This is a genomic window from Streptomyces sp. NPDC002680, from assembly GCF_042889145.1.
Taxonomy (GTDB): Bacteria; Actinomycetota; Actinomycetes; order Streptomycetales; family Streptomycetaceae; genus Streptomyces; species Streptomyces adonidis.
Map to the genome: position 1 here is coordinate 340,250 of NZ_JBIAQP010000003.1, position 24,183 is coordinate 364,432.

Consider the following 24,183-nt stretch of genomic DNA (forward strand, 5'->3'; position numbering starts at 1 on the left):
TGAAGTGGCCCCTCACGGCTTGCCTACTGCTTACCGCACTGCGAGACCAGCTTCTGCTCTTCCTCGGAGAGGCTGGGGCCGGGTGTGGGAGTGGGTGCGGTTGTGGACGGGGACGCCGATCCGGACGGCGTCGGGCTCGGCGTTGCCTTGGACGCGGCGGCGGTACGGGTGGTTCCCGTGGTGCCTCCGGCCTCGCCTTCGCCGGTCTCGGCGTTGTTCGCGTTGCCGGCCGCGCGCCGGGCTTCCTGCTTCTTGCACGCGGAGGCCTGGGTGGCCAGTTCGGAGATCTTCGACTGGGCGTCCTTGAGGCCGCCCTCGGTGATCGTGGCCTCGACCTGCTTCTGCTGGTACGACGGCAGGTACTTGAGTTCGATCTCGGGGTGGTCCTTCTCGACCTTCGAGAGCGAGACCCAGGCCAGGTCCTGGCTGATGCCCCGGTACAGCGCGACGTGCTCGTCGTTGGCGCCGACGTAGTACTGGGTCTGGGTCCAGCGGTAGCCGCCGTACAGGCCGCCGCCGATGACGGCGAGGGCAAGCGTGATGTAGAGGGTTCTCTTGAACCACTTGCGGCCGGCGCTGGGCTTGACGAAGTCCTCGTCGGTGTAGCCGCCGAAGCCGCCGGTCTGGATGTAGCCGGTGGTGTCGCCGGAGCCGGGCGGGCCGAACTCGCCGCCCCCGCCGTGCGCGGGCCGCTGCCGGCCGAGCCCGGAGGCGCGTCCGGCGGGCGTCTGCATGGCGCCGCCGTCGTGCAGGTTGTGCTGGTTCTCGGCGACCGCGCCGACCACCACGGGTACGTCGGACAGCTGCCCGGCGAGGGTGTCCCCGGTGTCGAGGTCGAGGACGTCGGCGACGATCACGGTGATGTTGTCGGGGCCGCCGCCGCGCAGGGCCAGCTCGATGAGCTGCTGCACGGTCTCCTGGGGGCCCTGGTAGCTGGCGAGGGTGTCCTCCATGGTCTGGTGGGACACGACGCCGCTCAGGCCGTCGGAGCAGATCAAGTAGCGGTCGCCGGCGCGGACTTCGCGGATGGAGAGATCGGGCTCGACGTGGTCGCCGCTGCCCAGCGCGCGCATCAGCAGGGAGCGCTGCGGGTGGGTGGTGGCCTCTTCCTCGGTGATGCGGCCCTCGTCGACGAGGCGCTGCACCCAGGTGTGGTCCTGTGTGATCTGGGTGAGGACGCCGTCGCGGAGGAGGTAGGCGCGCGAGTCGCCCACGTGTACGAGGCCGAGGCGCTGGCCCGTCCACAGGAGGGCGGTGAGGGTCGTCCCCATGCCTTCGAGCTGGGGGTCCTCCTCGACCATCATGCGGAGCTGGTCGTTGGCCCGTTGCACCGCGGTGCCGAGCGAGGTGAGGATGTCGGAGCCGGGGACGTCGTCGTCGAGGGCGACGATCGTGGAGATCACCTCGGAGGAGGCGACCTCACCGGCCGCCTGTCCGCCCATGCCGTCGGCGATCGCGAGGAGGCGTGGACCGGCGTAGCCGGAGTCCTCGTTGCCCTCGCGGATCATGCCTTTGTGCGATCCGGCGGCGAAGCGCAGTGACAGACTCATGCGCACCTCGCCCGTCGGCTCCGGGTACATCCGCACGGTGCCCACCCTCCGGTCGGGAGCGCGCCGCGGTCCGTCGCGTGGACCGCCGCCGCGTGCTCGCTCCGCTCGCGCCTATTCATGATGTAGCACTACTTCCGCAGCTCGATGACGGTCTTGCCGATGCGGATCGGCGCGCCCAGCGGAATCGGTGTGGGAGTAGTCAGTCGGGTCCGGTCGAGATAGGTGCCGTTCGTGGACCCCAGGTCCTCGACGATCCACTGGCCGTCCCGGTCCGGGTAGATCCTGGCATGCCTGCTGGAGGCGTAGTCGTCGTCCAGCACGATGGTGGAGTCGTGGGCCCGGCCGAGCGTGACCGTCTGCCCCTGGAGGGCGACCGTCGTGCCCGTCAGGGTGCCCTCGGAGACCACCAGCTTGCTGGGGGCGCCCCGGCGCTGCCTGCCGCCGCCTGACGGCTGCTGCTGGCGTTGCTGCGGGGGCGCGGCGGCCTGTCGGGCGGCCGCCTGCTGCTGGCGGCCGCTGTCACGCCTCGACCCGCGCTGGGTGACACGCGTACCGAACAGGTCGCTGCGGATGACCTGCACGGCCACGATCACGAACAGCCACAGTACGGCCAGGAAACCCAGCCGCATGACCGTGAGGGTCAGCTCTGACATTGCCCCCGCTTCACCCTTCGGCTTGCCGGTAAATGATGGTGGTGCTGCCCACGACGATCCGCGAGCCGTCGCGGAGCGTAGCGCGGGTGGTGTGCGTTCCGTCCACCACGATGCCGTTGGTGGACCCGAGATCCTGGATCGTCGGGGGCGTTCCGGGACGGATCTCACAGTGCCGGCGCGAGACGCCGGGGTCGTCGATCCGCACGTCGGCCTCGGTACTGCGGCCCAGCACCAGCGTCGCGCGGGTGATCTGGTGGCGTGCGCCGTTGATCTCGACCCACGCGCGCGTGCGGCCCGCTCCCGCTGTCGGCCGCTGTCCCATGGGCGGACCCGCCGGGGCGGCTCCGGGACGTCCGCCGGGGGGCGGTGCGGCGGGCATCGGAGGCGGTACGGCGGCGGGCGGATAGCCGTAGCCACCAGCGCCCGCGCCTGGCCGGCCCATCGGCGGAGCCGCGGGAGCGGCGGTGCCGGGGCCCGGGCGGCCGGGTGCCTGCTGGTTGGTGGAGGAGGCGAGCGTTCGGCTGCGCACCCGGTACAGACCGGTGTCCAGGTCGTCGGCCTTCTCCAGGTGCACCTTGATGTCGCCCATGAAGGTGTAGCGCTGCTGCTTGGCGTAGTCCCGCACCATCCCGGCGAGTTCGTCGCCGAGCTGCCCGGAGTAGGGGCTGAGGCGGTCGTAGTCCGGTGTGCTCAGTTCCACGATGAAGTCGTTGGGTACGACGGTCCGGTCGCGGTTCCAGATGGTCGCGTTGTTGTCGCACTCGCGCTGCAGTGCTCCCGCGATCTCCACGGGCTGGACCTCGGACTTGAACACTTTGGCGAAGGTGCCGTTGACCAGACCTTCGAGACGCTGCTCGAACTTCTTCAGGACTCCCATGGGGCACCTCCTCCAGGTTGCTGCTCTGTCTGTACTGCTTACTGATCGTATCCACGCGCCGGGAAATCGGGTGGTTCCCCTTGTACTCAGATCGTAGAGGCGCCGCCGAACCAGTGTCCCGCACCTGACTGTGCACCTTGCCCGCCTCCTGAGGAGATGGGCTGGACCGGTACGAGGTTGATACGTGAACCGGCACGTGTTGATACGTAGTCGCAGCCGGTCGGGCTCGGTGGGGGTGGCCTGGGGCGGGGGGAAAGGGATGTGAACCCACCACCTCCAGCGTGCTAATCTTCTCGATGTCGGAAGGCGCCAGCACCGCGAGGAGCAGGGCCCGAGGACACACCCAATGCGCGGGTGGCGGAATAGGCAGACGCGCTGGATTCAGGTTCCAGTGCCCGAAAGGGCGTGGGGGTTCAACTCCCCCCTCGCGCACAAGGGAGCACCGACGAAAGTGCTCTAGCTACACCGACGGAACGGTCGACACCAAGATCATGGTGTCGGCCGTTTTGCGTTGGGCTCGCAGGTCAGGCGGGTGTGGAGTGGGAGAACGCAGACTGCCGACGGCCTTGAGGCCGTCGGCAGTCTTGTTTGTTTGGTTGTAGCGCAGGGGCAGAGGTTGGCGTCAGGTTGCTGCTGTGAGATACCCCACGGGTGTCCATTCGCCGAGGGACTTGGTGGCCCGTCGGCGGGTGGAGCGGCGCTGGGCGTGATCACCGTGGAGGGCGACAGAGCGGGCCCAGGCTGCGAGTTTGCGTTTGTTGGCGTGTGCCAGTTGGAAGGCCAGCAGGACGGCCTGGGAGGCGATCCCGCGGATGCGGCGGGTGCCGCCGGATTCGAGGCGTTCGTACAGCGGGTCCTTGCCGAATCCGTTCATGCCCTCGATGGCGTTGCGGAGCCGGAAGTAGACCCGCTGCCATTCTGCGGTGCCGTATTGGAGGGGCTGCCAGAGCTTGGCGCCGGCCTCGGGCGGGATGGTGATGGTGCGCTGGGTGCAGCAGGCGTACGGGTCGACGGGGGTCTTGCCGGGGTCGACGTCGATGAGGGGCAGGTGGATGCCCCGGCCGAGGGTGTAAGGCTTGAGGGGGCACTGGACGCGGTTCGCCTCGGCGGGGCACATCATGCGGCGGTGGCCTTCGGCGTCGGGGCGTTGTTTGGGCATGAAGAGGTGGGCTGTGCGTCCCCGGATCCGTTCGATCCAGGTCTGCTTGTCGATCTTCTTGGCGATCAGGTCCTTGGTGGCGTCCTTGAGGGGCTGGGGCATGGAGGGGCAGTACCAGTTGCCTTCGATGAGTTCGGCTCCGGCGAAGTCCGCCTTTACTCCGAGTTGGTTCTCGGCGAAGTCGTAGACGGGCTGGTAGCCCATGGCACGGATGGGGAGCTGGAATTTGTCCTGTTTCTGGTCGGGGTAGAGGCGGTCGCCGGCGAGGTATCCGCGCGGGTAGCGGGGATCGACGTGCTGGAGGGCCTCGATGGCGACCTCGGCGGGGCGCTCGCTGGGCTTGTCGAGGGAGAAGGCGACGACGAGGGCGGGGACGACATCGGGGTCGGCCGAGCCGTCGGGCAGCGGGGTGCCGGTGTGGTCGGGATCACGGGCGACTACGAGGAGGACGTCGTAGCCGTACAGGCTTTTCTTCACCCGGTCCTTCTGCTTGCCTTCCTGCTTCTCTGCTCCGCGGGCTAGGGGATCCTTGTGCCTGGCCGTGCGGACGTACCAGCCGGCGTCCGGGTCGCTGGCCGTGACCGGACTGTCGGAGGACAGGCCCTTGGAGTAGGCGCCGACGACGGTGGCGTCCAGGGCGGCCGAGCCGTTCCAGCGGCCTTCCAGGAGCGCGTGGGCGTCGCGCAGGGACATGGCGAGGATCAGGTTGACTATCCGGAGCATGAGCGCCCGCCTGTGGGCGAGCCGGTCCGGGTCGGCCTCGCTTCGCAGGCGGTTGGCGATGGTCTTGTCCAGGCGATGGTTCTTGGGCAGCGGCGACGGGTCGATGGCGCTGACGATGCGGTGGAAGCGGCGGCGGACGGTCGCGTACGCGGCTTCGAAACCCTGGGCGTGGTCGGCGTAGCGGCAGATCCCGAGCTGTTCGCGCGAGGCGTCGGACAGGGAGTAGAAGAGCAGGTCGGTGACCACGGTGAGGGTGACGGTGCCGACGTGGCGTGCGGAGGCCAGGCACATGCCCAGGAGCAGGGCTTGCACCGGCAGACGTGAGGAGCGGCCGGTGCGGCGGGCGAGGAGCGGTTCGATCTCCGCGACCAGGTGGGACTCGTCCAGTTCGGCCAGCAGTTCCTGGACCTCCGTGTCGGGGACGGGAGTGCGGCAGGAGCGGAGCTTGGCGATGCGTTCATGGCGGTCGAGTCGGCTGGTCACCTAGAACTCCTTCAGCATCGCGGCGGCTTGCTCGGGCGCGAGGTTGCGGACGTGGGGCAGGATCCGGTCGATGGAGCGAAGGGTGGTCAGCCCGGCGGCGGCCATCAGCGTGGGCAGGTGCATGCGGGCCTCGATGGCGTCGACGAGCCAGGTGGCGCGGGCCCGGCCCATCACCAGGGCCGGTGTGCCGGGCGACCGTTTGGACCGGGCGAGGAAGTTGGTCACGGTGTTCGTGCCGCGGCTGTGGCTGCCTGGGCGGAAGAGGTAGCGGGCCTGGCTGGGGCGGGACGCCCAAGCGGCGGCCTCGGTGAGGACCGGGCCCCACGCGGTGCGGCACAGTACGACGCGGGCGCGTGGTCCGCGTACGGCGACGGCTACGGCTCCGTTTGACGCGGTGCGCACGTCGTGGGTGCGCAGCGGGATGATCTCGGGTGAGTCCAGGGCGCAGCCGAAGCCGAGGGCGAGCAACAGCAGGGAGCCGTGGCGCAGTTGGTCGGTGGGCTGGGCGCGGGCGGAGGAGTAGAGCCGCGTCTGGTCGGCGCGGCTGTAAGGCCGGGAGGAGTCCGAGCCGGAGTACGCGGCCGGGTTGCCGGTGATGAGATCGGGGCCGAGCAGGGCGCGGCGCAGGTGGTTGAGGCGTCCTCGGCGGTTGGACCGCGAGGACTCTTGCAGGTGCTGGCAGCCGGTGGCGAGGTACCACTCGATCGCCTCCAGGGTGAGCAGGTGCTCGGCCTTGGTGGGGCGTCCGCAGGCGTCCGCGTGCGCGGCGGAGTACGCCAACGCGCCGAGCCAGTCACGGGCTTGTTTGGGGGTGGCCGGCTTGGCCTTGGTCACGGCGCGGCGGCAGTCGGGCCCGACGCGGCCCCAGACGGGGTCGGACAGCCGGGGCCGGTAGTACTCGATCGCGTCCATCGTGACTCTCCACCAGGAATAGACCCCGGGCGGGGTGATATTCCAATAACATTCGGTGGATGAGGCGGCCGCTGTCATGCCGGGAGGTCCGTATGGGCGACACTCTTCGCTGTGCCACAAGGAGACAAGCGCAGCCGCAAGCCCGTCGAGTACCTCCTCCAGGGCACTTGGCCGGGCGCTGTGCTCGATGACCACCACGGGGCGCAGGTCGCCCAGGAAGTGGCCGTGCGGCTGAAGAAGGCGATCGACGCGCAGGGCTGGACGATGGTCGAAGCATCCCGGCGGACTGGTGTCGACCGGCTGACCATCACGCGGGTGCTCGGCGGGCACGTGTGGCCCGACCTGCTGACGATCGCGACCCTGGAGAAGGCGCTCGACGTGGACCTGTGGCCCGGGCGTGAGCCGGGCAATCCGCCAAAGTGAATTCGCATGGGCATTCGGCTCCTCAGGAAAGAGGCAGACTGAATTGGCCGAATGCCGGGCACGCCCGGTCATCACCGGGGTAGTGTCGGAAACGGCCTTTGCGGGCCGACCGTCACCGCAGACCCTGGCTGCAATCCAGGGAGAACACTGCGGTGGCGGTCAATTGTTTGCGGTGGGACTCACGGCTGTTGCCGGTGCCGCTGATCGGCTCCGGGTCAGATGAACCTCCAGTTCATGCGCGCCCTGTAGTAGGTGCCGCTGTCGGAGGTGACGCGTTCCAGTGCGCCGCGGTCGACCAGGGAGCGCAGGTTCGAGCGCACCGCCCGCCGGCCGGACCGGTCCTCCTTCGCGACGCCCAGCAGGTCGGCGACGTCGCTGCTCAGCCAGTTGGCGTCGGGCCGGGAACCCACCACGGTCAGGATCTCCTGCATGCGCCGGCCCCGGACGACGACCTCTTTGCTGACGGGAGTGTCCGGAGCCGGGGTGTCCGCGGCCGTGGCGGTGGGGCCCTCCGGGCCGGGCGCCCCGGCGGCGGAGAGTGTCTGCGGCGGGGTGCCGGGCGCGGGACCGCCCTCGTCTTCGTCGTCGCCGGGGACGACCCAGAGATGGGTGGCGGCCCCCGGTGCCGACTCCATGAGGCCGAGGTCGACCGCGCGGTTGTACTGATGCAGCAGAATCGACAGAGCCGACTCTGTTGCTTCGTCCATGGCGTCGAGTTCGGCCTGCATCTCCCGCGCCTCGCTCAGCTTTTTCTCCAAGCCGCCGATGGTACGCCTGTACTCCTGCCTAACCGCCTTGAGGCGGCTGGGCAGGGCGCTCATCCCGGCCAGGGGAATACCGGAAGAATCTTCGGGGATTGGCTGATGGGCCATAGAAATACGGTAGAGGCCGGGCAGTATGCCCGCCATGCTTTCGAGCGTTCGCCCTCCCGGGGCCTGAGGAAAGTCCGATTTCACTCTATTCGTGAGGCGAAATGCATTCGGCTGCCGGACTGTTGTTTCATTTTCCGTGCGGACGCCTGAGGGGAGGGGATCCTTCCGTCTCAGGATAGATGGCTGCCCCCGGCAGGTATGAGGCGAACGTCCGGCTATAGCTGGCCACTTGTGCTCAAGGTTGCGTGGGTGGCTCGCTGGCCTCGGGCAGCCATGGGGCAGCGAGGGTGTCGAGCAACTCGCGGCTGAGGGACTCCGTGCCGTCGCGGATGGCCCGGATCGCGCCGCTGCGGACGAGATAGCCCAGGCGATGGACGGTGCCCCCGGTGACGCGGTAGAGGTGCTCGGACATGTCCGGAAGGGAGCCGGGCACCTGTTTGCGCAGCAGCAGTGCTTCTTCCACCCGTGTGATCAGGTCACGCCAGGCCGGCCCGGACGGTATGGGGCCGAGTGGCAGGGGAATCAGCCGACGGCTGCGCTGCCCGGCGGCGCGTACGGGGGTGATGATCCCGGCGAACACGAAGGTGGCCGGAACCTGGTCGCACAGGTAGTCCACCACGTCGGGGGCAGGGCCGGCGGCGCCGGGCGGGGTGTGCAGGTATTGGAACTCGTCGACCAGGACCAGTCCTGTGCCCGCGGCGCGGAGCGCGTCGCTCACCCGATGGGTCAGCTCGGCCGTGGTGGCTCGGGCCCGGACCGGTGCGTCGATCTGCCGGGCCAGTTCGGCCAGCAGGGTGCGAGGGGTGGCGGATGGCGCAAGCTGAATGTGGACGACCGGCGTGGGACGGGATCCGGGCCGCAGCGACTCCAACTCGGTGTGCCGGCGGGCCAGTTCCAGCAGCGCGGTCGTCTTGCCGGTTCCGGGGTCACCACACACCAGCAGTGCCGGACGGGCCCCCGTCGCATACCGGTTGAGGAGGATCAGCTCCTCTGCCCGGTCGATCACCGCGACCACATCCGGTGCCAGGAGCGGAAGTTGCGCGTGATAGGCGACCCTGACGCTGTCCGGATCATCGGCCGACGGAACCTGGCCCGGCGCACCGACGTCCGCTTCGGCCGGGTCCCAGGCCCTGGGACGGGTGCGGCGCCGGCCGGTCAGGGTGGGCACATCGGCTGTGGAGGGTGCGGGGCGCTCGGCGTGCGAGGGCAGCGCCTTCGTCGGCGAGGAGTGGGCAGGAAGGGGAGCGGGTTCGGGGAGGGCCGCGGGCACGGTCACCCAGCCGTTCTCCGGGGTGCACAGCCAGACATGACGGACGTCGTAGGGATCCCAGCGGATGTCGAACGCCAGGCGTCGTCCCCCCGAGTTGTCGGTGCAATGACGCAGACCGTCCAGTGCGGGATCGTCGTAGCGCTGTCCTGCGAAGTACAGCCCCGACGGGCCGACCCTCCTCCGGGCGGCGGGAAACAGGTCCACATATGTCCGGGGTGGCAGGGGCATGGAGATCCAGCCGGCCCTGGAAACCAGTGCGTCATACGCCTGGCCAGGACTTGCCGAACTGCCGAACAGGCCCGAAACGGGCGTGTCCGGTGGTAGTTGTCCCTCGGTCCAGACGTCATGGACCCAGACGTCCAGTACCTGCTGCACCATGTCCATGGGCCACCCTGCCGCGCGGGCCTCGTCGGCCTCCTCCGAATACAGGCGGTCCATGACGAGCGCCACGATCTTCGGGGCGAGCCGCTCCGCGATGGAGGACTTCGTCGAAGGAGACCGCGTTCGGGAGTACCGCACCTCTATGCCGTGCCGTCGGCACGCCTCCATGAACTGGCGGGTTCGTACGCGGACCGCGCCGTTGACGACGAGGGTCCGCGGGCGAACGAGCGGACCGGCAGCACCGGTCCCGTAGTACCGGGAGGTCCGCACATCCACCCGGACCATGGGCCAGTTGGTGCGCAGGTCCGGGGGCACGCACATCCGGGCCAGCACGGCAGCCGGCTCCATCGGATGCGGACGTGAGTGGACAACCACGGTCAGCAGTACACGGGTGTCGACATCCACGGCGAAGGTCAGCCACAGAGGACGGCGCAGGCCTTTGGGCGAGCGCAGCCTCGGCAACCGGACCGTATCCATCTCGACCACGCGCCCCGGCCACCGGTCCGGTTCCGCCAGCAGCCCGGCCGCTTCCGTCTCGGCGTACAGACGGTGAAACGTGGACCGGGAAGGCAGGGCCAACTCCCCGAAAGGGGGCTCGCTCCGGGCGAACTCCGCGACCGCCTTGCGGATGGACTCCACGCTGGGCCTGTCCTCCCGCGCTTCGTACACCGCCCGGCGCACCAGCTCCAGCACCAGCGGGTCCCACCGGGACTCGAGGTCCCGGCGGCGCCCCGCCCGGCCGTCCGCGAGGCCCGGCATCCCTTCCAGCTGGTACCGCTGCCGTTTGCGGCGGATCGTCCGCGCCGAAGCACCGCGCACGCCCGCACGGGCGAGCTCCTCCGCCTTGGCCGCCTCCCGCTCCCCCAGGGGGTTGCGCGCCGGATCGTACTGCGGTCGGGGCCGGGCACCGGCCGGTGCGTCCGGGGGCAGCCCGGTCATCACCTCGGTGATGTGGGCGTGCCACCAGCGAACCTGCTCGGAGACGGCAGCGTCGTCCGACGGGGACCGAACCGGCAGGCCTGTGTCCGTCAGCCCGTGGTCCAGCAACCTGAAGCCCGGCATAAGCATCACCGCCATCACGTCGGTGACCGCCACGAGGCCGGAAGCGTCCGACAGTATGACCCGCCGACCGCGCAACTCGCTGATCGTGCACGCGCGTCCCATGTACCGGACTCGGTCGCCCACGGCCAGCCGGTCGGGCCATTCGGTCGTCATGCCACCCCCGCCGTCCACACGCAAGCCCCGGCCGAGTTCACCCCGGCACTCCGCCCGAAGGCCGCCCGGCCTGGCAGCCTTCGTCCCCTGCTGCTCCGTCCCAGTTCACCGTACGCAAAGCTAGTCCACTACCTTCACTCACTCGAATGGCCTCCCAATAGGTGATATTCCAATATCTATCGGGGGAGGGTGGCGGTGTGACAAACCCGTGTTCCGCCCCGGCCGGCTCCGGCGGCATCGTTCGCCCGGTCGTCATCGACCCGGCAACCCGGCGCTTCCTGCTCTGTCCCGCTGACCGCGTACGGCCGGTTTCCTGGACCGTTCCGGCCGTGCCGGTGCGACCGGGCGAGCACTACCGCCTCACCGCGGTCCGCTACCTCGGACAGGAACTGCGGACTCCCGGCGTGCGGATCGGCGCCGTCGTCGGACGGCTTCCCGCCGGGCACGACCGTGACCATGAGGAGTATCTCGTCCTCGCAGCGCCCCCGGCCGCGGCATGGCCCGACGACGTCCGTGCCCGGCTGGCTGCCGGTGCGCGCTGGTGGAGCACGGCGCAACTGCGGGCCGCAGGCGTGCCCGTGGAACCCGGGTCGCTGGTCCTGCTCATCGAGGGCTACTGGGAGGGGTGGCTGCCCGACGGGGAGATCTCGCTCGAGTGAGAGCCGTCGCCGTACCGCAGCGGGGCTTCGTCGCACCAACGATTGAGGAGAGCTCAAGTGACCTTGTACGCCGTTGAGATCACCCTGACCCGTGCTGTCGGAGCCGTGGAACTGAGAGCCGCGCGACAGGAAGGCCGCCTGCCGCTGGTGGCCTCCGGGGACCGAAAACGCCTCGCCGTACTCGTGTCGGCGAAGGGCGAGCACCGGGCCATGAAGAAGATCTGGCGCCGACTGCAGCACACACTGCCGATTGATGTGCTGTGCAGTGTGTTCCCCGGGACCGACGGCAAATACCTCATGAGCATCCCCATGGCCGACGACGTGTGGGAGCGAGTCCGTGACCAGGCCGCCGCAGCCGGGAAGGCACCCGAGGACTTCCTGGGCGAGGCGGTCGCAGAGGCGCTCGCCCGCGAACGGTCCGATCGCCGGGCGCGGTTGGACCGCTCACTCGATGGGCTGCTTCGGGCGTTCACTCCCGAGGAGGTCACGGCGGCAGCCGCCCGGCGGATCGGACCGCAGGGCTGAACGCCCAGCGCTGACACGCCGTTCAGCGGAAGGCCGGGGCGTCATTGCCGCCCGTGCGGGCGCTACTCGCAACGGAGGTCTGCCCACCGTCCTTCCGCTGCTGTGGCTGCCGGTGGGATTCATGCGGTGGCGGACTCCCCGGGCTGGAGTTCGGGGAAGGCTTCCTCCCACACGCCGCGGACATGACGGCTGATCATGGTTCGCATCCGGGGCCACTGAGCGAGCAGAAGATCGCGGTTCAGGAAGGAGACGATGTCGTCGCCCTGCCCTTCTGCGAGCACGATCCGGTACAGGCTCATGCACTGCCGAGACTTGTCCAGGTCGTAGGTGCGAAGCCCTGACCAGGCCACGTGCAGAGGCAGGTCGACCCGCCCGTGGGCCGGTCCGGCGAGATCTTCGAGCGCGTCGGGAAGACGGCTGGCGTATCGCGTACGCAAGACATCGGCGTGGGAGGCCACGGCGTCAGGGTAAGGCTCCTGGACCATGGCTTCAGCATGCCCTGAGCGCCCTCCGCACGGCCATGTGGAGGGCGCTCAGGGGCCAGGCATCGCGGTTGACCCGCGCCTTCGGCATCGGTACCAGCGTGCCCCGGCACATGGTCCTCACCTCGCGCGCCGGCAAAGGCAAGCTCAGGTACGCCGTCACCACGCCTGGGTTCGCCGGGGAACAGCAGATCGACGCCGACCCGCTGCCCGTCGGTCGCCAGGCGCGGTCAGCCGTCGTCCTTCGGGACACCCCAGTCCACGACACGCAGCCCGGACCGCTGCAACTGCCCTACTGTGAGGTTGAGTTGCTGAATCGGTGTCTTCCCGTGCCGTGCGAGCCAGCGTGTCCTGCGCGTGCGTTCTCGCATGCTGAGGGTGTTCCAGTCGTCGAAGTGGAGGCCGCCCTCGGAGGTGAAGCCGGCCTCCCGGGTGGCCTGTTGTACGTAGGCGAATTCGTCGGGGCTGCCGGCCAGGGTGATGAGGGCCCAGGCGGTCGGGTAGTCGAGGGACGGGCCGTGCCGGCGGAGGAGGTGGTGGGTGCGCCATTGACGGACCGGGGCGAGGAGCCAGCGTCTGGTGCGTACGTTCATGCGGTGTCGACTCCGGGTTCGGTGAGGTGGCCGGACAGCCAGCGGGCGGCCGTGGTCTGGAGGTCGGTGCTGCCGAGCGTGCGCAGGGTCTGGGTGAGGGCGCGCAGGAAGATCTCGCGCTGGTGCGGGGTGTGGAGGTCGGTCAGTAACTGATCGACGAACCGCGTGACTTCGGCATGCAGGCCGTCGTGAGTGGAGTCGCGTGGTGGTTTGAGGTCCGCTACGGCCTTGGACAGCTGGGCGAGTTCGCCGAGGCGGTCGGGGTACTGGTCGATCCACCACACGGCACGCCGGTCGGGATCGGACAGGATGAGCTGGAGGAAATCGACGCGACGGTTGGTCTCTTCCCGGTCGAGGTCACCGTGCTGGGCGCGCCGGAGGTGTTCCTCGGCCAGGTCCTGGTCAGTGCCTGTGACGGCCAGGAGAACGACGCCTCGTGTGACGAGCCACGGCTCCGGGGACCACGGACGCGCGATGGTGGCGTTCACGGCGTCTTGCGCCGCGGGCGTCTCCAGCACGGAGTGGCGTCGGAGAATCCGAGCGGTATGCGCGCGCAGATGGTGGCGGGCGAACGACGACGGGTCGCCGTGGGGTGGCGGGGTGTCGCCGAGGGGCTGCCAGGCGCCGTCGATTCGTACCGTGAAGTGGACGCTGGACACCCGGCTGGGCATGCGCTCGTCCTTGATGAGGAGAAGGTTCTCTGTCGGCCCGGTGGCCGGGACCGCCGCCACTCTCGCCGGAGCGGACGGTGGTCCCGGCTGCCGGTGCCGCCTGGTGAACGGGTTCATGCGGCAGATGTGGTCAACTCATCTGCCTCGGAGGGCGGTTCATCAAGAAGCTCAGGCGCTTGTGGTGGTTCGGGGGCAGCGGGCAGGAGGCGACTGAGCACAGCGATGCGCCGTGTGCGCCCGGGCCCGGCCGGATCGCACTGTCCCACGAGCAGCTCGGAGACACGGGCGTCCCGCAGGCGTCCCGCGAGAACGGCCACGGCGACCTCTACAGCGTGGTCCTCCGGCACGGCCGGGGAGTCCAGCCAGGTGACCAGCGACTCCAGGGCCTGATCGGCGGAGGGTTCGTGGCGCCAGGTCGCACGCCAGCCGCGTACGAAGAGCTGGTCCTCCAGGCCGGTCTCCTTGTGCGCGGCCAGCTCCTGCACGAGCGCCAGGGCGAGCGGCACCTCGCCCGACGGGCTGGTCAGGTCGGTCAGGGCCAGGAACGCGCGTGCCCCGGCCTGCCGGACGACGTCCTCGTCGGCCTCGGTCCAGTCGACGATCTCCCCGAGGACCAGATCGCGGAGTTCTGGTTCGGCCGCGAGTTCGCGGACGGCGTGGGCGACGGCCTGGGCGCCGCGCTGGTCGGTACGGCCGGCCAGGAGGCGCAGCCGGGTCAGCGCGACGCGTGGATAGGTCCGGCCCAGTCGGCCCGCGCAGACCTCGGCCACCGTCTGTGCGAGCGCCTCGCTGAGGTTCTTCTGCTTGGCGGCGTCGTAGAGGTACTTGCGGACGGCCACACCGATGCCGGGATGTGTCGCGGTGCTCTCAAGCACGCCGGCCGCTAGCCGCCGGTGCGCGGCGCTTTCCGAGGCGATCCATTCGGTGACGATCCGCAGGACAGGTTGACCCGCAGAGCCTGTCGCCAGGCGGGTCAGTGCTGCGGCGACCTGCGTCCGGTACTTGTCGGCGATACCCTTCGGCGCAGTGATCTCCGAGGCCCAGCGCAGCAGTTCGCTGCGCAGGTGCGGGCGCTGTGCCCAGACGTGAGTGAGCACCGCTTCGTCGAGCCCGTGGCGCGCCTTGTCGAGCGAGAGACCGTCGTCCTTCACCCGTTTGGCGCCGACGATCTCGAGCCGTGTCGCCAGGTCGGGTCCCGCCAGGGCGCCACCAGGCGGCAGAACTCCCTCCACCTGAGCGAAGAGCCGGTCGGCAGCGGCCATGACGACGTCGGCCGGCAGCCGGTCGAGCAGCGCGATGGCGATGAGCAGCGCACGGTCGCGCAGATGCTCGGCCCCGTCGTGGTCCTTGAACCACTTCGTGAGGTGATCCCGCCAGTTCTCGAACTCTTCCTTGGCCGACGCCTGGCCGCCGTCGGCGGCTTCGGCGATGATCTGCGCGAGGCGGACCGCATCGGCAGGCGAGGTGGTGGAGCTCAGCAGGAGTCTCAACTCTGAGCCCTCGTCCAGCCAGCTCAGACGGTCGGCCTTCCGCTGCCGCAGATGGGCCTTGGCCACGTCCAGGGCCGACGGCGGTACGTGTTCGATGCGGGCGATGGACGCGAGTGTCGAGGGCTTCCACGTGCCGGTCGTGGCGAGGATGACGAGGTACGAGCCGGCAGCGGCCGCCTCCTTCTGATAGCCGCTGAGGCCCTGGTAGAAGTCTGCGGGCAGGCTGCTGTAGCCGGACAGATCCAGGACGTATCCGTGGCCCGGGGTGACGGGGAGCTGCTCCGTACGGGGGCGGTCCCAGTCGAGAAGCAAGCTGTGCAGATGCTCGGCTTCCACGCCCACGTCGCGGAGTACGCGCAGGGCTGTGGTGCGTCGGCCGGTGTCGGCAGCGCCGGTCAGCACGACAATGTTGTGCTGACCGAGCGGACGCTTCAACAACCGTACTGCCCGGGCGACTTGACGCTCCACGGACGGTACGGACGGCTCCGCCTGGACGTACTCCGACGCTACGAGGCGTACTTCGTCCTCGTCGAAGCCAACGGATCTCAGGTACTCCCAGCCGCGGACGTAGCGGTGGTGGTGTTCCTCGTAGTCCCCGGCCACCTGCTTGACCACGGCGTGGTCGGAAGCCTCCGCCTCCTGCCGCACCCGCCCCTCCGGGGGCTAGGCCACGGCGCTCATGACCGCTCCGGTTTGATGATGGTCTGGTCACGGCCGACCTGCGTGATGCGGGACTTGCCTCTGGCCTCGGCCCGCTGGCGGACCACTGTCAACTGCGGTGCGGTCTCGGGGTGCTCCGCCCGCCACTGCTTCACGTAGGCGAGCAACTCCTGGGCCGCCTCAGGATCTTCGTCCGCCGCGTCCTGCAGCCGCACGGCCCACGCGGACGACAAGTCCCCGGCGCGATCCGCTCTCTCGCCCTCCGGCACAGCCAGGAGCGTCTCGCGGTCCCGGTCCAGCCGATCGAGCTGACGGGCAGCGGCCCTGTCGCCTCCGCGCCCGAACCAGCGCCCCAGCCAGCCCCGGAAACCACTCCACCCGTCCCCCGTCATGGCCACGACCAACGCTGAGGCCGCAGTCGTCCCCGCCATGGCTAATTCCGCTGATACGTCCAAGACCGCCCCCATCTCTGCGCCTTTGCAGTAACGAGACCCATCCGTTCCCTTCGCATCGTCTTGCCATGGGCACAGTACGCAACATGGCGTGTTCATAGCGTTACGCGACTGGAAAGTGACCGACGGTCTGCGGAGCTCCGGCACTGGAGCCACCGTGGGCCACGGCGCGGTGTGAAGAGCAGCCTTGGTGCAAGCACGGATGTCCGGGAGACGTCTGGACTCCCCAGGTCGGGAGGCCGATCAGGCCCGGGACTCAGGCATGCCGGGCTGGGGTTATTCGTTTGGCTTGGACCGTCTTGGTCGTCGATCCTGGGACCTCTGGATCGGGATGTCGGCAGCCCAGTCCACAGTCGGCCGTATTTGCACGACGGGAGCGCCGATGGGCACCGGAGACCGCCTTGCCCGGGAGATCGAGACCCTGAGGGAGATGCTCGTCGACGCCGAGCCTGCCTCCCTGCGGAACGGCTATCTTGCCGATTCCTCGGCCGGAAACCCGGTGCTGCAGGGATCGACTGCGACGGCTCTCGTCCCACGTTGGAACGAACACCCCAGCGGGTTGTGGATCCCTGCCTCGTCCCAGGAAACGGCCCCGATCGACCTGACCGCGTTCTTCCTCACCCCGGATGAGATCTTCGGGTTCCAGCTGTCCACCGACTACACCGAGAACGAACTGAGGCGTCTCCCCCTGGAAGGCGTTCTGCGTTTCTGCGCCATGGTCCTCAACGCCTTGGCCGCCCCCAATGCATCCGTTGCCGCTGTGGATCGGGGGTTTGTCGACCTCGTGTTCAACGAACCGGCCCGTAGCCGTGTTCTGAACCTGCTCAGGGACGAGTCCCGCCGACTCCTCGTGCCCCAGGCGTTCATGCTCCTGGCCCGAAGGGCCATGGAGATCTCGCCGGACACGCTTCCCGAGGGCACCACCGAGGGCGATGTCGTGGGCGCCTTGTTCGGCCTCACCCAGACGATGGGGCGGTTTCCCGACCCCAGCACGAACGTCATCAGCGACCAACCGGGCACGCTGGGCCGGGAACTCATCGCCAACCAGCACTTCAACCACAGCTGGTCCGTCGCGGGAATCCTGGCCCGATACGCACGCCGCTGGCTGCAGTTGCCAGCCGAGCACCAGGGCGAGCCGGGCATCGTCGACCTCAGACAGGCCTACCGGGACAGCACGGGTATCCAGTTCGAGGCTCTGGCAGCTGTCGCCGGCTATCTGTGGATGGTCACCACCACCGGCCGCTTCGTCATCGCACCGGGAGAGTTGACCAACCTGGACATACCCGCCGAGCAGGTCGAGGCGGTCCTGGCGCTGATCAGCACCGACCTGCCGGGCATGCGGAATGCGGTGCGCAACGGACGGCCCGGACAACGCACCGAGTGGTCCTTCGACCCGTTCCAGCAGTGGCCGGTCCTCCGCCTGCCCGAAAACGGGCTCCTCATCCTCGACCCCCGCCACCTGCTCCACCGCGCCTTCGGATGGCTGCCGATCTGGGACATCAAGTTCCCGCCGCCGCAGCACAGCCGACCTGTCGGCCACCGCAAGTTGGCTGCCCGGGCCGAATCGACCCTGCGCCACCTCAGCGAGGTCTACGTCAGCGAAGTCCTACACAGGATCACCGGCGACGAAAGCACCACGCGTCGGGTCTACGACGACGCCGAGCTCAAGGCGGCCTACACCGCCGAGGGCCAACGTGTCGCCGACGCTGTGATCGACTATCCCGGCACCTGGATCGTCATCGAGGTCACGACCACTCAATTGCGGCGTGAAGCAGCCACTGCCGTACCCGACGAATCGCAGATCGAGGACATCGACAAGCTCATCGATGAACTCGACCAGATCAACGCGACGATCACCGCCCTGCGCCGTGATGAGTCCGCGCTCACCGGCTCGCCCGCCACCGCCGACCGCCGCTACCTGCCGCTGCTCGTGCTGCCCGAGGGCTTCCCCGTCAACCCGATCACCCTCACCGTCATCCGTGAACGCGCCCGGGCCCGCGGGCTGCTGCAGGTACCGGACACGGATCCGGTGGAGATCGTGGACTTCGAGGAACTGGAGATGATCGAAGGAATCCAGGAGGAGTCCGGACCCACCATGCTGGACATCCTGCGGGGCAAGCAGTCCGGCAGTCTGCGCAACTCAGCCGTACGCGACCACATCTTCCACGTCATGCGGCTACGGCCCAGCCGCCCTGCCCGGCAAGCAGACTTGTTGCATGCGGCGCTGCGGCCGCTCGCTGACGCTCTGCCGCGTCCGACGCAGGGCCAGGCGCCCCGCGAGCAGGGCTGAAACCGGCGACGTCGGCTTGGACGAAGTGCCACTGGGCGGCTTCGTCCTGGCCGACGTCGAATGCGGTCCATCCGGCCAGCCGGGACAACTCGGCTGTGACGGAGAAGAGTTCGCGGCCGATCTCGTCGGAGAAGCTGCCCTGAGGGAGCGGGGCGGCCCGGTGGTCGAGGCAGTCGGTGACCGAGTTGGCCTTCCAGTTCCCACCGCCGTACTTGGAGTCCCAGCTGGTCCGTTCGCGCCTGGGCCACCTCTCTGGCAGCCGGGACACGAGCGCTGAGTCGTCGCCCGCACCCGCCCCGTTGCGTCAAGCGAGGACACAGCTGAGGTGGTCGTGCAGGCCTTCCTGCTCACGGCGATAGTCGTTGTCGTCGGCCCGGGGCTCACCAGTCAGCCGACCGCGGCCGTCCCCAGCTGTTCGCGGTATGCCCGGGCCGTGGCCATCAGTTTGTCGAGTGCGTCCCTGGTCCGTACGAGGTCGGTGATGTGTGTGGAGAGGCGGTCGCGCTCCTGCGCCATCCGCTCCAGTGCGGAGTCGGAGTTCGCCTCGTCGGGCGTGTCGACGCAGGGCAGCAGCTCGGCGATGGTGCGGCTGGACAGGCCCGCGGTGTACAGCCGCTGGATGAGGGCGACCCGCTCGACCTCGATGTCCGTGTAGTGCCGCTGTCCGCTGGGACTGCGGGTGCTGGTGAGCAGCCCCTGCTCCTCGTAGTAGCGCACGGACCGGACGCTGACTCCGGCCCGTGACGCGAGTTCCCCGATTCGCACGATGCCCTCCCGGCCATGTCTCATGTCACAGGAGCTTGCCTCTGACGTCAGTGTGAGGTTTTAGCGTAGCTGATGTGCCCGACATCCGGGCGCTGCGGACCGTGAAGGAGTCCTGATATGACGACCCTTTTCACCAGCTACCGGCTCGGCGGCCTCACGCTGCCCAACCGGGTGGTCATGGCCCCGATGGCCCGGGTCCGGGCCACGGCCAGTGGCCTGGCGACGCCGTCGATGGCGACCTACTACGCCCAGCGGGCCACAGCCGGGCTGATTGTGACCGAGGGGACGCAACCGAGCGTGATCGGGCAGTCCAACCCGGGTACACCGGGACTGCACACCGACGAGCAGGCCGAGTCATGGCGCCCCGTGACCGCCGCTGTCCACGCCAACGGAGGTCGGATCTTCGCCCAGATCATGCACGGCGGCCGGGTCTCACATTTCGACACCATCGGCATGCAACCGGTCGGGCCCTCGGCGGTCCCCGCTGTGGGCGACGTGTTCACCCCGACCGGGCTCCAGCCTGCTCCGATGCCGCGCGCGCTGGACACCGCCGAAGTGCCCGAGCACGCGCGGTCGTACGCCGAAGCCGCCCGCCGCGCCGTCGACGCGGGCTTTGACGGAGTGGAACTCCACGGCGCCAACGGCTACCTGATCTCGCAGTTCCTCTCGTCCAACGCCAACCTGCGCACGGACCGCTACGGGGGCTCGATCGCCAACCGGATCAGGTTCGCCGTCGAGGCTGTCGCCGCCACCGTCGAGGCCGTCGGCGGGGACAGGACCGGCATCCGTTTCTCGCCGGGCGGGTCAATCTGGGGAGTCGAGGAGACCCAGGTCCGCGAGCTCTACACCGCGCTGCTGACCGAACTGGCCACCCTCGGGCTGGCATACGTGCACCTCGAAGGCAGCACCGACGAAGAGGTGCTCGTCGCTCTGCGGCGGGCGTGGCCGGGCACCCTCATCATGAACCCCGGGCGTCCGATGGGACCGAAGCAGACCAGCCGGGACGACGCCGACCACTGGCTCGGTCTGGGCGCCGATCTCATCAGCTTCGGCCGCGCCTTCCTCGCCAACCCCGACCTGGTCGAGCGGCTGCGGGTCGGACTTCCGATCGCCCCCGTCGACGAGGCCACGTACTACCAGGGCGGTGACGCGGGCTACCTGACCTACTCGGCCCACCAGTACACGGCTTGACCCCGAGCTGCGGCGAACGAGCGGAGCGGGCGCGGGCGGTGGTGCTCAGCTTCGCTCGCGAGCACCTTCCGCCGGCCTGGTAAGCACGAGCGTGCAGCACGTCGGGCAACACCGTCACCGGGACGCCAGAGGCGCGACCCGCAACAAGCACACTCGCGAGGGCGAGGCTGACCCGCGCGAGGGGGGAGGGGTCCAGTCCGCCCCGTCCGCCAGGGCGGATCGGCCGCCGTAGACCTACGACCTTGCGCCGACGGTGGCTCCGCCGTCGACGGGGATCACCGTGCCCGTCATATATCTGGACGCGTCCGCGGCGAGAAAGAGCGCCGTTTTCGCGATGTCGAGGGGATCCGCCAGCCGGCCCAGCGGGACCATGGCGGAGATGGCTGCGAGCGAAGACTCGATGGTTCCTTCCTGGAAGGCCGCTCTCAACCCCGCGGTGTCGGTGCCTCCGGGACAGATCGCGTTGGCCCGGATTCCTTCGGGGGCGAGCGTCAACGCGACCGACTTCATGAACTGGATGACCGCTCCCTTGGACGCGGCGTAGACGGGCAGGCCGGGTACGCCCACGATCCCCGCGGTCGAGGCGGTGAAGATGATCGACGCCGCCCGCGATCGCCGTAGGCTCGGCAGCAGTTGCTGTGTCATCACCATCGGCACCCAGGCGTTGAGCGTCATGCAGGCGCGCCAGCTCTCCGCGTCGAAGTCGAGGCCGGGCGGCCCCGTGACGCCGACGTGGTTGAACAGCACGTCCAGGACCTCATGACCGGCCCGCACGGAGTCGAGGAACGCGTCCAGTGCCTGCTGGTCGCCCACGTCGACTGCGTGCGCTTCTCCCGAACCTCCTTGCCGGCCGATCTCGGCGACCGTCTCCTCGCAGCGCGCGGCGTCGATGTCGGCCACGATGACATGGGCGCCGTGGGCGGCGAACAACAGAGCCGCAGCGCGGCCGATACCCGAGGCACCGGCGGTGATCAGCGCCGTCCTGCCCTTGAGCGAAAGAAGCTCGTCCGGCTTGCTCATGGCGGGGTCGGCCCGCTCACTTCAGTGCCAGCGGAGTGACGGGGGAGCCGACCGCGCCGGTCACCTTGAGGCCCGGAGCGCACAGCAGGAACTCCCAGACGCCGTCCTGCTCGCAGTCGGCTGCCAGATCCTCCAGGTTGAACATCTCGCCCAGGGTCAGACCCATGTCACGGATCACCACCTGGTGGAACGGGATGGTCGCGTTCGGCACGGTGCTCGGCCACACCTCTCCGGACCAGTTGTCGACCGCGAGGGCCGCGATCTCCCGCTCGTACAGCCAACGGCAGCTGTCGAGGCCGGGGCCGGAGGCGTTGCCGAGGAAGTGCTCGCGGTCGCCCTCCAGGAACCACCGGTACCAACCGGTCCGCAGGAGCAGGATGTCGCCCGATCCGACCCGCACGCCTTGGCGTTCCTCGGCGGCCGAGAGGTCCGCGGCGGTGACTTCGTAGGAGTCCGGCAGACGGTCGACGCCCTTGAGGCCCGCGATGTCCAGCAGTACCCCGCGCGAGACGAGACGGTCTATGACCTTGGGGAAGTCGATCCTGGCCGCGCCGGTGAAGTTGTTGACCACGGCCGCCGGCACACCGTTGTAGAAGGTGCCGCCGTAGCCCACGTGCGCGAGACCGTCCCACTGGGTCGCCGACTGCAGACCGGTGATGACCATGTCGTCCGCGGATATGAGCCCGTCGGGGGACTGCTGGGTGTCGGACGGCAGGAGGGTCATGACATGGATCGGATTCACCCGGAACCCACCTGCGGGGAATGGTCCGTTCTTGTCGAACGGCATCCCGAGGTCGAACGTCTTGCCGGTCCTGACTAGTTGGGCGGCCTGCACCCGCTTCTCGGGCGTGACGAAGTTGAGAGTGCCGATCTCGTCGTCGTCGCCCCACCGTCCCCAGTTGCTGAGGCTCTTTCCGAGTTCGTGGTGCGGCCAGCTGGTGGTGATGGTCGTATCGCTCACAACGGCTCTCTTTCCAAACGGCGTTGTTCGGTCCGACCCGGCCTCGGCGACCGGGCAGCAGTGGTGGTCAGTGGACGCGCGGGTCTCCCGGCGTCAGTGCCGTGACGAAACGCCACGGCACGCCGAGGCTGCTGGCGGGGCTGGTGACGACGGCGTCGTCGGTGCGGGTGGCGATGCCCACGCCCTGAGCCCTCAGGTGGCGTTCCGCACGGTCCAGATCGACGACCTTGAACGCGATCGCGTGGTACGTGTCCTGCGGAGCGCTCGCTGCCCAGTCGAGGTGCGCCGCGGTGCCCTCGTCGGGGGTAGCCAGTTCGTAGACGGCGTCGGCAAGGTGCACGTAGATGCTCGTGGCCCCGATGACGTCGTCCCGTCCCTCGTGGATCACGGTGCCGCCGAGCACCTCGACGAAGAGGCGCAGTGCCCGTTCGGGCCGGTCGGTGAGCACGGTGTGGTGGGAGCAGCACTCGATCCCGAGCGGGTCGTCCTCGGAGACCGCGGGCAGGACCCAGTCGGGCTCGACCCGCGGATCGAGGGGGAACGGAATGGGTGGCACGAACTCGTACCGCAGCCCGGCATCCTCGGCGACCGTGAAGAACAACGGCATCGGACCAGCGGTAGGAGGGTCGTCGCCCTCGGCGACCTCGTCGAGCTGGCTGACGATCCGGAAGCCACGGCTTCTCAACTCGCGGTAGAGATCGGCGACCCCGTCCACGTACCAGCCGAAGCCCTTCAGATGCGGCTGCTCCACCGAGGGGTAGCGCTGCACGCCACCCAGGATGTACCGCCGGGGATCGATGGTGTCGAAGAGAACGTCGCTGATCGGCGTGAAGGTGGAGTAGTCGTTCCGCCGTCCGGACCCGGCCGGCGCTTCGCCCATCACCGCGACGATGGACGTGCTCGTGCGCCCGAAAACGCGCTCGAACCAGCGTTCGGCGTCACCAAGATCGAGGACATGGTGGCTGGGGTGGTACATCATCGTCACTCGATGGTCGTGCTTCGTGTCGCCGCTCTCCGTCGAGGCGGGCCCGTCTTCGGCCGTCACGTTCTCCTCCTTCTCCTCGATGTGGCCATGGCCACATCGAGGGTTGACCCTGCACGGTGGAGTCGGGATCCCCGGCCCCTGTTCAGCTCGTCCTACGGCACCAGCGGCCAGGCCGACCCGCCGAAGTCGGCGCCCTCCAGTGCTGCGAGCGCGGCCGTCGACACCGGAGCCCCGAGAAACGCGGTCAGGCCGTCGATCAGATCCACGACGTGTACGGCGAACGGCAGTACATCCCCACCGCCGGCCCGCACCAGCTCACGCTCGGCCCCTGCGTGCACGCCGAACGTCATCGACTGGGCGATCCGGTGGGTCCGCAGCGGTTCGGGAACGTGCGTCATGTAGAGACCCATCCGCTCGCGGAACTGCTGCGCGCTCTCCAGGTGCTCCTCGTCCATCCCGTCGGCGACGTCCTGCTGGTCGGGGCGCCGCAGCATCTCCGGGAAACTCAGGTGGCCGTGCCGCTGCAGCATCGCGACGAAACCCAGATATCTGCCCGCCCCGTGCTCGCCCAGTTCGAGGACGGGCAGTACGTAGCACTCGACCCACGACCTGAGATCGGCCGGGCGCCGCAGCGCGACCAGCGTCCTGCGCCGCTGGTGCAGGTAGGGCAGGCGGTACTCGAAGATCGCCTGGACCAGCCGCGCCTTCGACCCGAAGTGGTACTGCACGGCGGAGTTGTTGCCGTTGCCCGCCTCCACGCCGATCTGCCGCAACGACACTCCGTCCACACCGCGCTCGGCGAACAGACGCTCCGCGGTGCGAATGATCTGTTCCCGGATCGATGACGGTGGAGTGACCACACAAGCCCCTTGGGAAATCAGACAACCCGTGAGAGAGAACGAGATTCTCGCCTGCCGACAG

22 protein-coding genes, 1 tRNA gene and 1 pseudogene are annotated in these 24,183 nt (G+C 69.0%); 6 read left to right on the top strand and 18 right to left on the bottom strand.

The window, feature by feature from the left end:
• Positions 1-23: 23 nt before the first annotated feature.
• The 3 genes from ACFYXF_RS11205 to ACFYXF_RS11215 form a co-directional block, all read right to left on the bottom strand.
• Positions 24-1,580 (bottom strand): Stp1/IreP family PP2C-type Ser/Thr phosphatase, encoded by a 1,557-nt coding sequence (locus tag ACFYXF_RS11205; protein ID WP_389349463.1) that lies wholly within the window; start codon positions 1,578-1,580, stop codon positions 24-26.
• A gap of 98 nt (positions 1,581-1,678) precedes the next feature.
• Positions 1,679-2,203: an FHA domain-containing protein gene (locus ACFYXF_RS11210; RefSeq protein WP_164315837.1), complete on the bottom strand. Its 525-nt coding sequence runs from the start codon at positions 2,201-2,203 to the stop codon at positions 1,679-1,681.
• Positions 2,204-2,213: 10 nt separating this feature from the next.
• Positions 2,214-3,080 carry an FhaA domain-containing protein gene (locus tag ACFYXF_RS11215; RefSeq protein WP_389349259.1) on the bottom strand — a complete coding sequence of 289 codons (867 nt, stop codon included), beginning with the start codon at positions 3,078-3,080 and terminating at the stop codon, positions 2,214-2,216.
• A 348-nt stretch (positions 3,081-3,428) separates the two neighbouring features.
• Between ACFYXF_RS11215 and ACFYXF_RS11220 the strand changes: the two genes are divergently transcribed.
• A tRNA-Leu gene (locus tag ACFYXF_RS11220) sits at positions 3,429-3,512 on the top strand.
• A 190-nt stretch (positions 3,513-3,702) separates the two neighbouring features.
• Here the strand turns inward: ACFYXF_RS11220 and ACFYXF_RS11225 are convergent.
• Together ACFYXF_RS11225 and ACFYXF_RS11230 are read right to left on the bottom strand one after the other, a co-directional pair.
• Positions 3,703-5,445, bottom strand: coding sequence for a hypothetical protein (locus tag ACFYXF_RS11225; protein WP_389349260.1), 1,743 nt, complete (start codon positions 5,443-5,445; stop codon positions 3,703-3,705).
• The gene (locus ACFYXF_RS11230; protein ID WP_389349261.1) at positions 5,446-6,357 is read right to left on the bottom strand and encodes a hypothetical protein; all 912 of its coding nucleotides are present in this window, start codon (positions 6,355-6,357) and stop codon (positions 5,446-5,448) included. It lies immediately after the preceding gene.
• 111 nt (positions 6,358-6,468) lie between these two features.
• Between ACFYXF_RS11230 and ACFYXF_RS11235 the strand changes: the two genes are divergently transcribed.
• The gene (locus ACFYXF_RS11235; protein ID WP_389349262.1) at positions 6,469-6,780 is read left to right on the top strand and encodes a helix-turn-helix domain-containing protein; all 312 of its coding nucleotides are present in this window, start codon (positions 6,469-6,471) and stop codon (positions 6,778-6,780) included.
• A gap of 215 nt (positions 6,781-6,995) precedes the next feature.
• Here the strand turns inward: ACFYXF_RS11235 and ACFYXF_RS11240 are convergent, their stop codons facing one another.
• Together ACFYXF_RS11240 and ACFYXF_RS11245 are read right to left on the bottom strand one after the other, a co-directional pair.
• A complete protein-coding gene (locus ACFYXF_RS11240) occupies positions 6,996-7,538 on the bottom strand; it encodes a hypothetical protein (RefSeq protein ID WP_389349263.1) in 543 nt (180 codons plus the stop codon).
• Between the two features lie 349 nt (positions 7,539-7,887).
• Positions 7,888-10,518, bottom strand: coding sequence for an AAA family ATPase (locus ACFYXF_RS11245; RefSeq protein WP_389349264.1), 2,631 nt, complete (start codon positions 10,516-10,518; stop codon positions 7,888-7,890).
• Positions 10,519-10,847: 329 nt separating this feature from the next.
• Between ACFYXF_RS11245 and ACFYXF_RS11250 the strand changes: the two genes are divergently transcribed.
• Complete coding sequence (locus ACFYXF_RS11250; RefSeq protein WP_389349265.1) at positions 10,848-11,177, top strand: hypothetical protein; 330 nt, start codon at positions 10,848-10,850, stop codon at positions 11,175-11,177.
• 57 nt (positions 11,178-11,234) lie between these two features.
• Entirely contained in the window at positions 11,235-11,702 is a 468-nt protein-coding gene (locus ACFYXF_RS11255) for a hypothetical protein (RefSeq protein ID WP_389349266.1), read from the top strand.
• Between the two features lie 119 nt (positions 11,703-11,821).
• Here ACFYXF_RS11255 and ACFYXF_RS11260 read toward each other — a convergent pair whose 3' ends face one another.
• The 5 genes from ACFYXF_RS11260 to ACFYXF_RS11280 all read right to left on the bottom strand — a co-directional run bounded on the left by ACFYXF_RS11260 (position 11,822) and on the right by ACFYXF_RS11280 (position 16,029).
• Positions 11,822-12,187, bottom strand: a complete 366-nt coding sequence (locus ACFYXF_RS11260; protein WP_389349267.1) for a hypothetical protein — start codon at positions 12,185-12,187, stop codon at positions 11,822-11,824.
• Positions 12,188-12,414: 227 nt separating this feature from the next.
• Complete coding sequence (locus tag ACFYXF_RS11265; RefSeq protein ID WP_389349268.1) at positions 12,415-12,777, bottom strand: hypothetical protein; 363 nt, start codon at positions 12,775-12,777, stop codon at positions 12,415-12,417.
• Positions 12,774-13,565, bottom strand: a complete 792-nt coding sequence (locus ACFYXF_RS11270) for a hypothetical protein (RefSeq protein ID WP_389349269.1) — start codon at positions 13,563-13,565, stop codon at positions 12,774-12,776. The genes ACFYXF_RS11265 and ACFYXF_RS11270 overlap by 4 nt, the downstream gene beginning before the upstream one ends.
• Complete coding sequence (locus ACFYXF_RS11275; RefSeq protein ID WP_389349270.1) at positions 13,562-15,586, bottom strand: hypothetical protein; 2,025 nt, start codon at positions 15,584-15,586, stop codon at positions 13,562-13,564. The genes ACFYXF_RS11270 and ACFYXF_RS11275 overlap by 4 nt, the downstream gene beginning before the upstream one ends.
• A 29-nt stretch (positions 15,587-15,615) precedes the next feature.
• Positions 15,616-16,029 carry a hypothetical protein gene (locus tag ACFYXF_RS11280; RefSeq protein WP_389349271.1) on the bottom strand — a complete coding sequence of 138 codons (414 nt, stop codon included), beginning with the start codon at positions 16,027-16,029 and terminating at the stop codon, positions 15,616-15,618.
• A 403-nt stretch (positions 16,030-16,432) separates the two neighbouring features.
• On the opposite strand from ACFYXF_RS11280, the gene ACFYXF_RS11285 reads away from it, so the two are divergent.
• Positions 16,433-18,340, top strand: coding sequence for a hypothetical protein (locus ACFYXF_RS11285; protein WP_389349272.1), 1,908 nt, complete (start codon positions 16,433-16,435; stop codon positions 18,338-18,340).
• A gap of 13 nt (positions 18,341-18,353) precedes the next feature.
• On the opposite strand, the pseudogene ACFYXF_RS11290 reads toward ACFYXF_RS11285, so the two are convergent.
• A pseudogene (locus ACFYXF_RS11290) lies at positions 18,354-18,563 on the bottom strand (sporulation protein); the annotation flags it as partial.
• A 164-nt stretch (positions 18,564-18,727) separates the two neighbouring features.
• A complete protein-coding gene (locus ACFYXF_RS11295) occupies positions 18,728-19,105 on the bottom strand; it encodes a MerR family transcriptional regulator (RefSeq protein ID WP_389349273.1) in 378 nt (125 codons plus the stop codon).
• A gap of 117 nt (positions 19,106-19,222) precedes the next feature.
• On the opposite strand from ACFYXF_RS11295, the gene ACFYXF_RS11300 reads away from it, so the two are divergent.
• Positions 19,223-20,296, top strand: a complete 1,074-nt coding sequence (locus ACFYXF_RS11300; RefSeq protein WP_389349274.1) for an alkene reductase — start codon at positions 19,223-19,225, stop codon at positions 20,294-20,296.
• Between the two features lie 234 nt (positions 20,297-20,530).
• On the opposite strand, the gene ACFYXF_RS11305 is transcribed toward ACFYXF_RS11300, so the two are convergent.
• The 4 genes from ACFYXF_RS11305 to ACFYXF_RS11320 form a co-directional block, all read right to left on the bottom strand.
• A complete protein-coding gene (locus ACFYXF_RS11305) occupies positions 20,531-21,316 on the bottom strand; it encodes an SDR family NAD(P)-dependent oxidoreductase (protein WP_389349275.1) in 786 nt (261 codons plus the stop codon).
• 16 nt (positions 21,317-21,332) lie between these two features.
• Positions 21,333-22,277, bottom strand: coding sequence for a cyclase family protein (locus tag ACFYXF_RS11310; protein ID WP_389349276.1), 945 nt, complete (start codon positions 22,275-22,277; stop codon positions 21,333-21,335).
• A 67-nt stretch (positions 22,278-22,344) separates the two neighbouring features.
• Positions 22,345-23,322, bottom strand: a complete 978-nt coding sequence (locus tag ACFYXF_RS11315; protein WP_389349277.1) for a VOC family protein — start codon at positions 23,320-23,322, stop codon at positions 22,345-22,347.
• A 92-nt stretch (positions 23,323-23,414) separates the two neighbouring features.
• Complete coding sequence (locus tag ACFYXF_RS11320; protein WP_389349278.1) at positions 23,415-24,122, bottom strand: TetR/AcrR family transcriptional regulator; 708 nt, start codon at positions 24,120-24,122, stop codon at positions 23,415-23,417.
• Positions 24,123-24,183: the final 61 nt, after the last annotated feature.

Bases quoted from the DNA above. Each gene is read 5' to 3' on its own strand.
- ACFYXF_RS11205 (WP_389349463.1), bottom strand. From the start codon at position 1,580: ATGTACCCGGAGCCGACGGGCGAGGTGCGCATGAGTCTGTCACTGCGC.
- ACFYXF_RS11210 (WP_164315837.1), bottom strand. From the start codon at position 2,203: ATGTCAGAGCTGACCCTCACGGTCATGCGGCTGGGTTTCCTGGCCGTA.
- ACFYXF_RS11215 (WP_389349259.1), bottom strand. From the start codon at position 3,080: ATGGGAGTCCTGAAGAAGTTCGAGCAGCGTCTCGAAGGTCTGGTCAAC.
- ACFYXF_RS11230 (WP_389349261.1), bottom strand. From the start codon at position 6,357: ATGGACGCGATCGAGTACTACCGGCCCCGGCTGTCCGACCCCGTCTGG.
- ACFYXF_RS11245 (WP_389349264.1), bottom strand. From the start codon at position 10,518: ATGACGACCGAATGGCCCGACCGGCTGGCCGTGGGCGACCGAGTCCGG.
- ACFYXF_RS11260 (WP_389349267.1), bottom strand. From the start codon at position 12,187: ATGGTCCAGGAGCCTTACCCTGACGCCGTGGCCTCCCACGCCGATGTC.
- ACFYXF_RS11265 (WP_389349268.1), bottom strand. From the start codon at position 12,777: ATGAACGTACGCACCAGACGCTGGCTCCTCGCCCCGGTCCGTCAATGG.
- ACFYXF_RS11270 (WP_389349269.1), bottom strand. From the start codon at position 13,565: ATGAACCCGTTCACCAGGCGGCACCGGCAGCCGGGACCACCGTCCGCT.
- ACFYXF_RS11280 (WP_389349271.1), bottom strand. From the start codon at position 16,029: ATGGCGGGGACGACTGCGGCCTCAGCGTTGGTCGTGGCCATGACGGGG.
- ACFYXF_RS11285 (WP_389349272.1), top strand. From the start codon at position 16,433: ATGGGCACCGGAGACCGCCTTGCCCGGGAGATCGAGACCCTGAGGGAG.
- ACFYXF_RS11300 (WP_389349274.1), top strand. From the start codon at position 19,223: ATGACGACCCTTTTCACCAGCTACCGGCTCGGCGGCCTCACGCTGCCC.
- ACFYXF_RS11305 (WP_389349275.1), bottom strand. From the start codon at position 21,316: ATGAGCAAGCCGGACGAGCTTCTTTCGCTCAAGGGCAGGACGGCGCTG.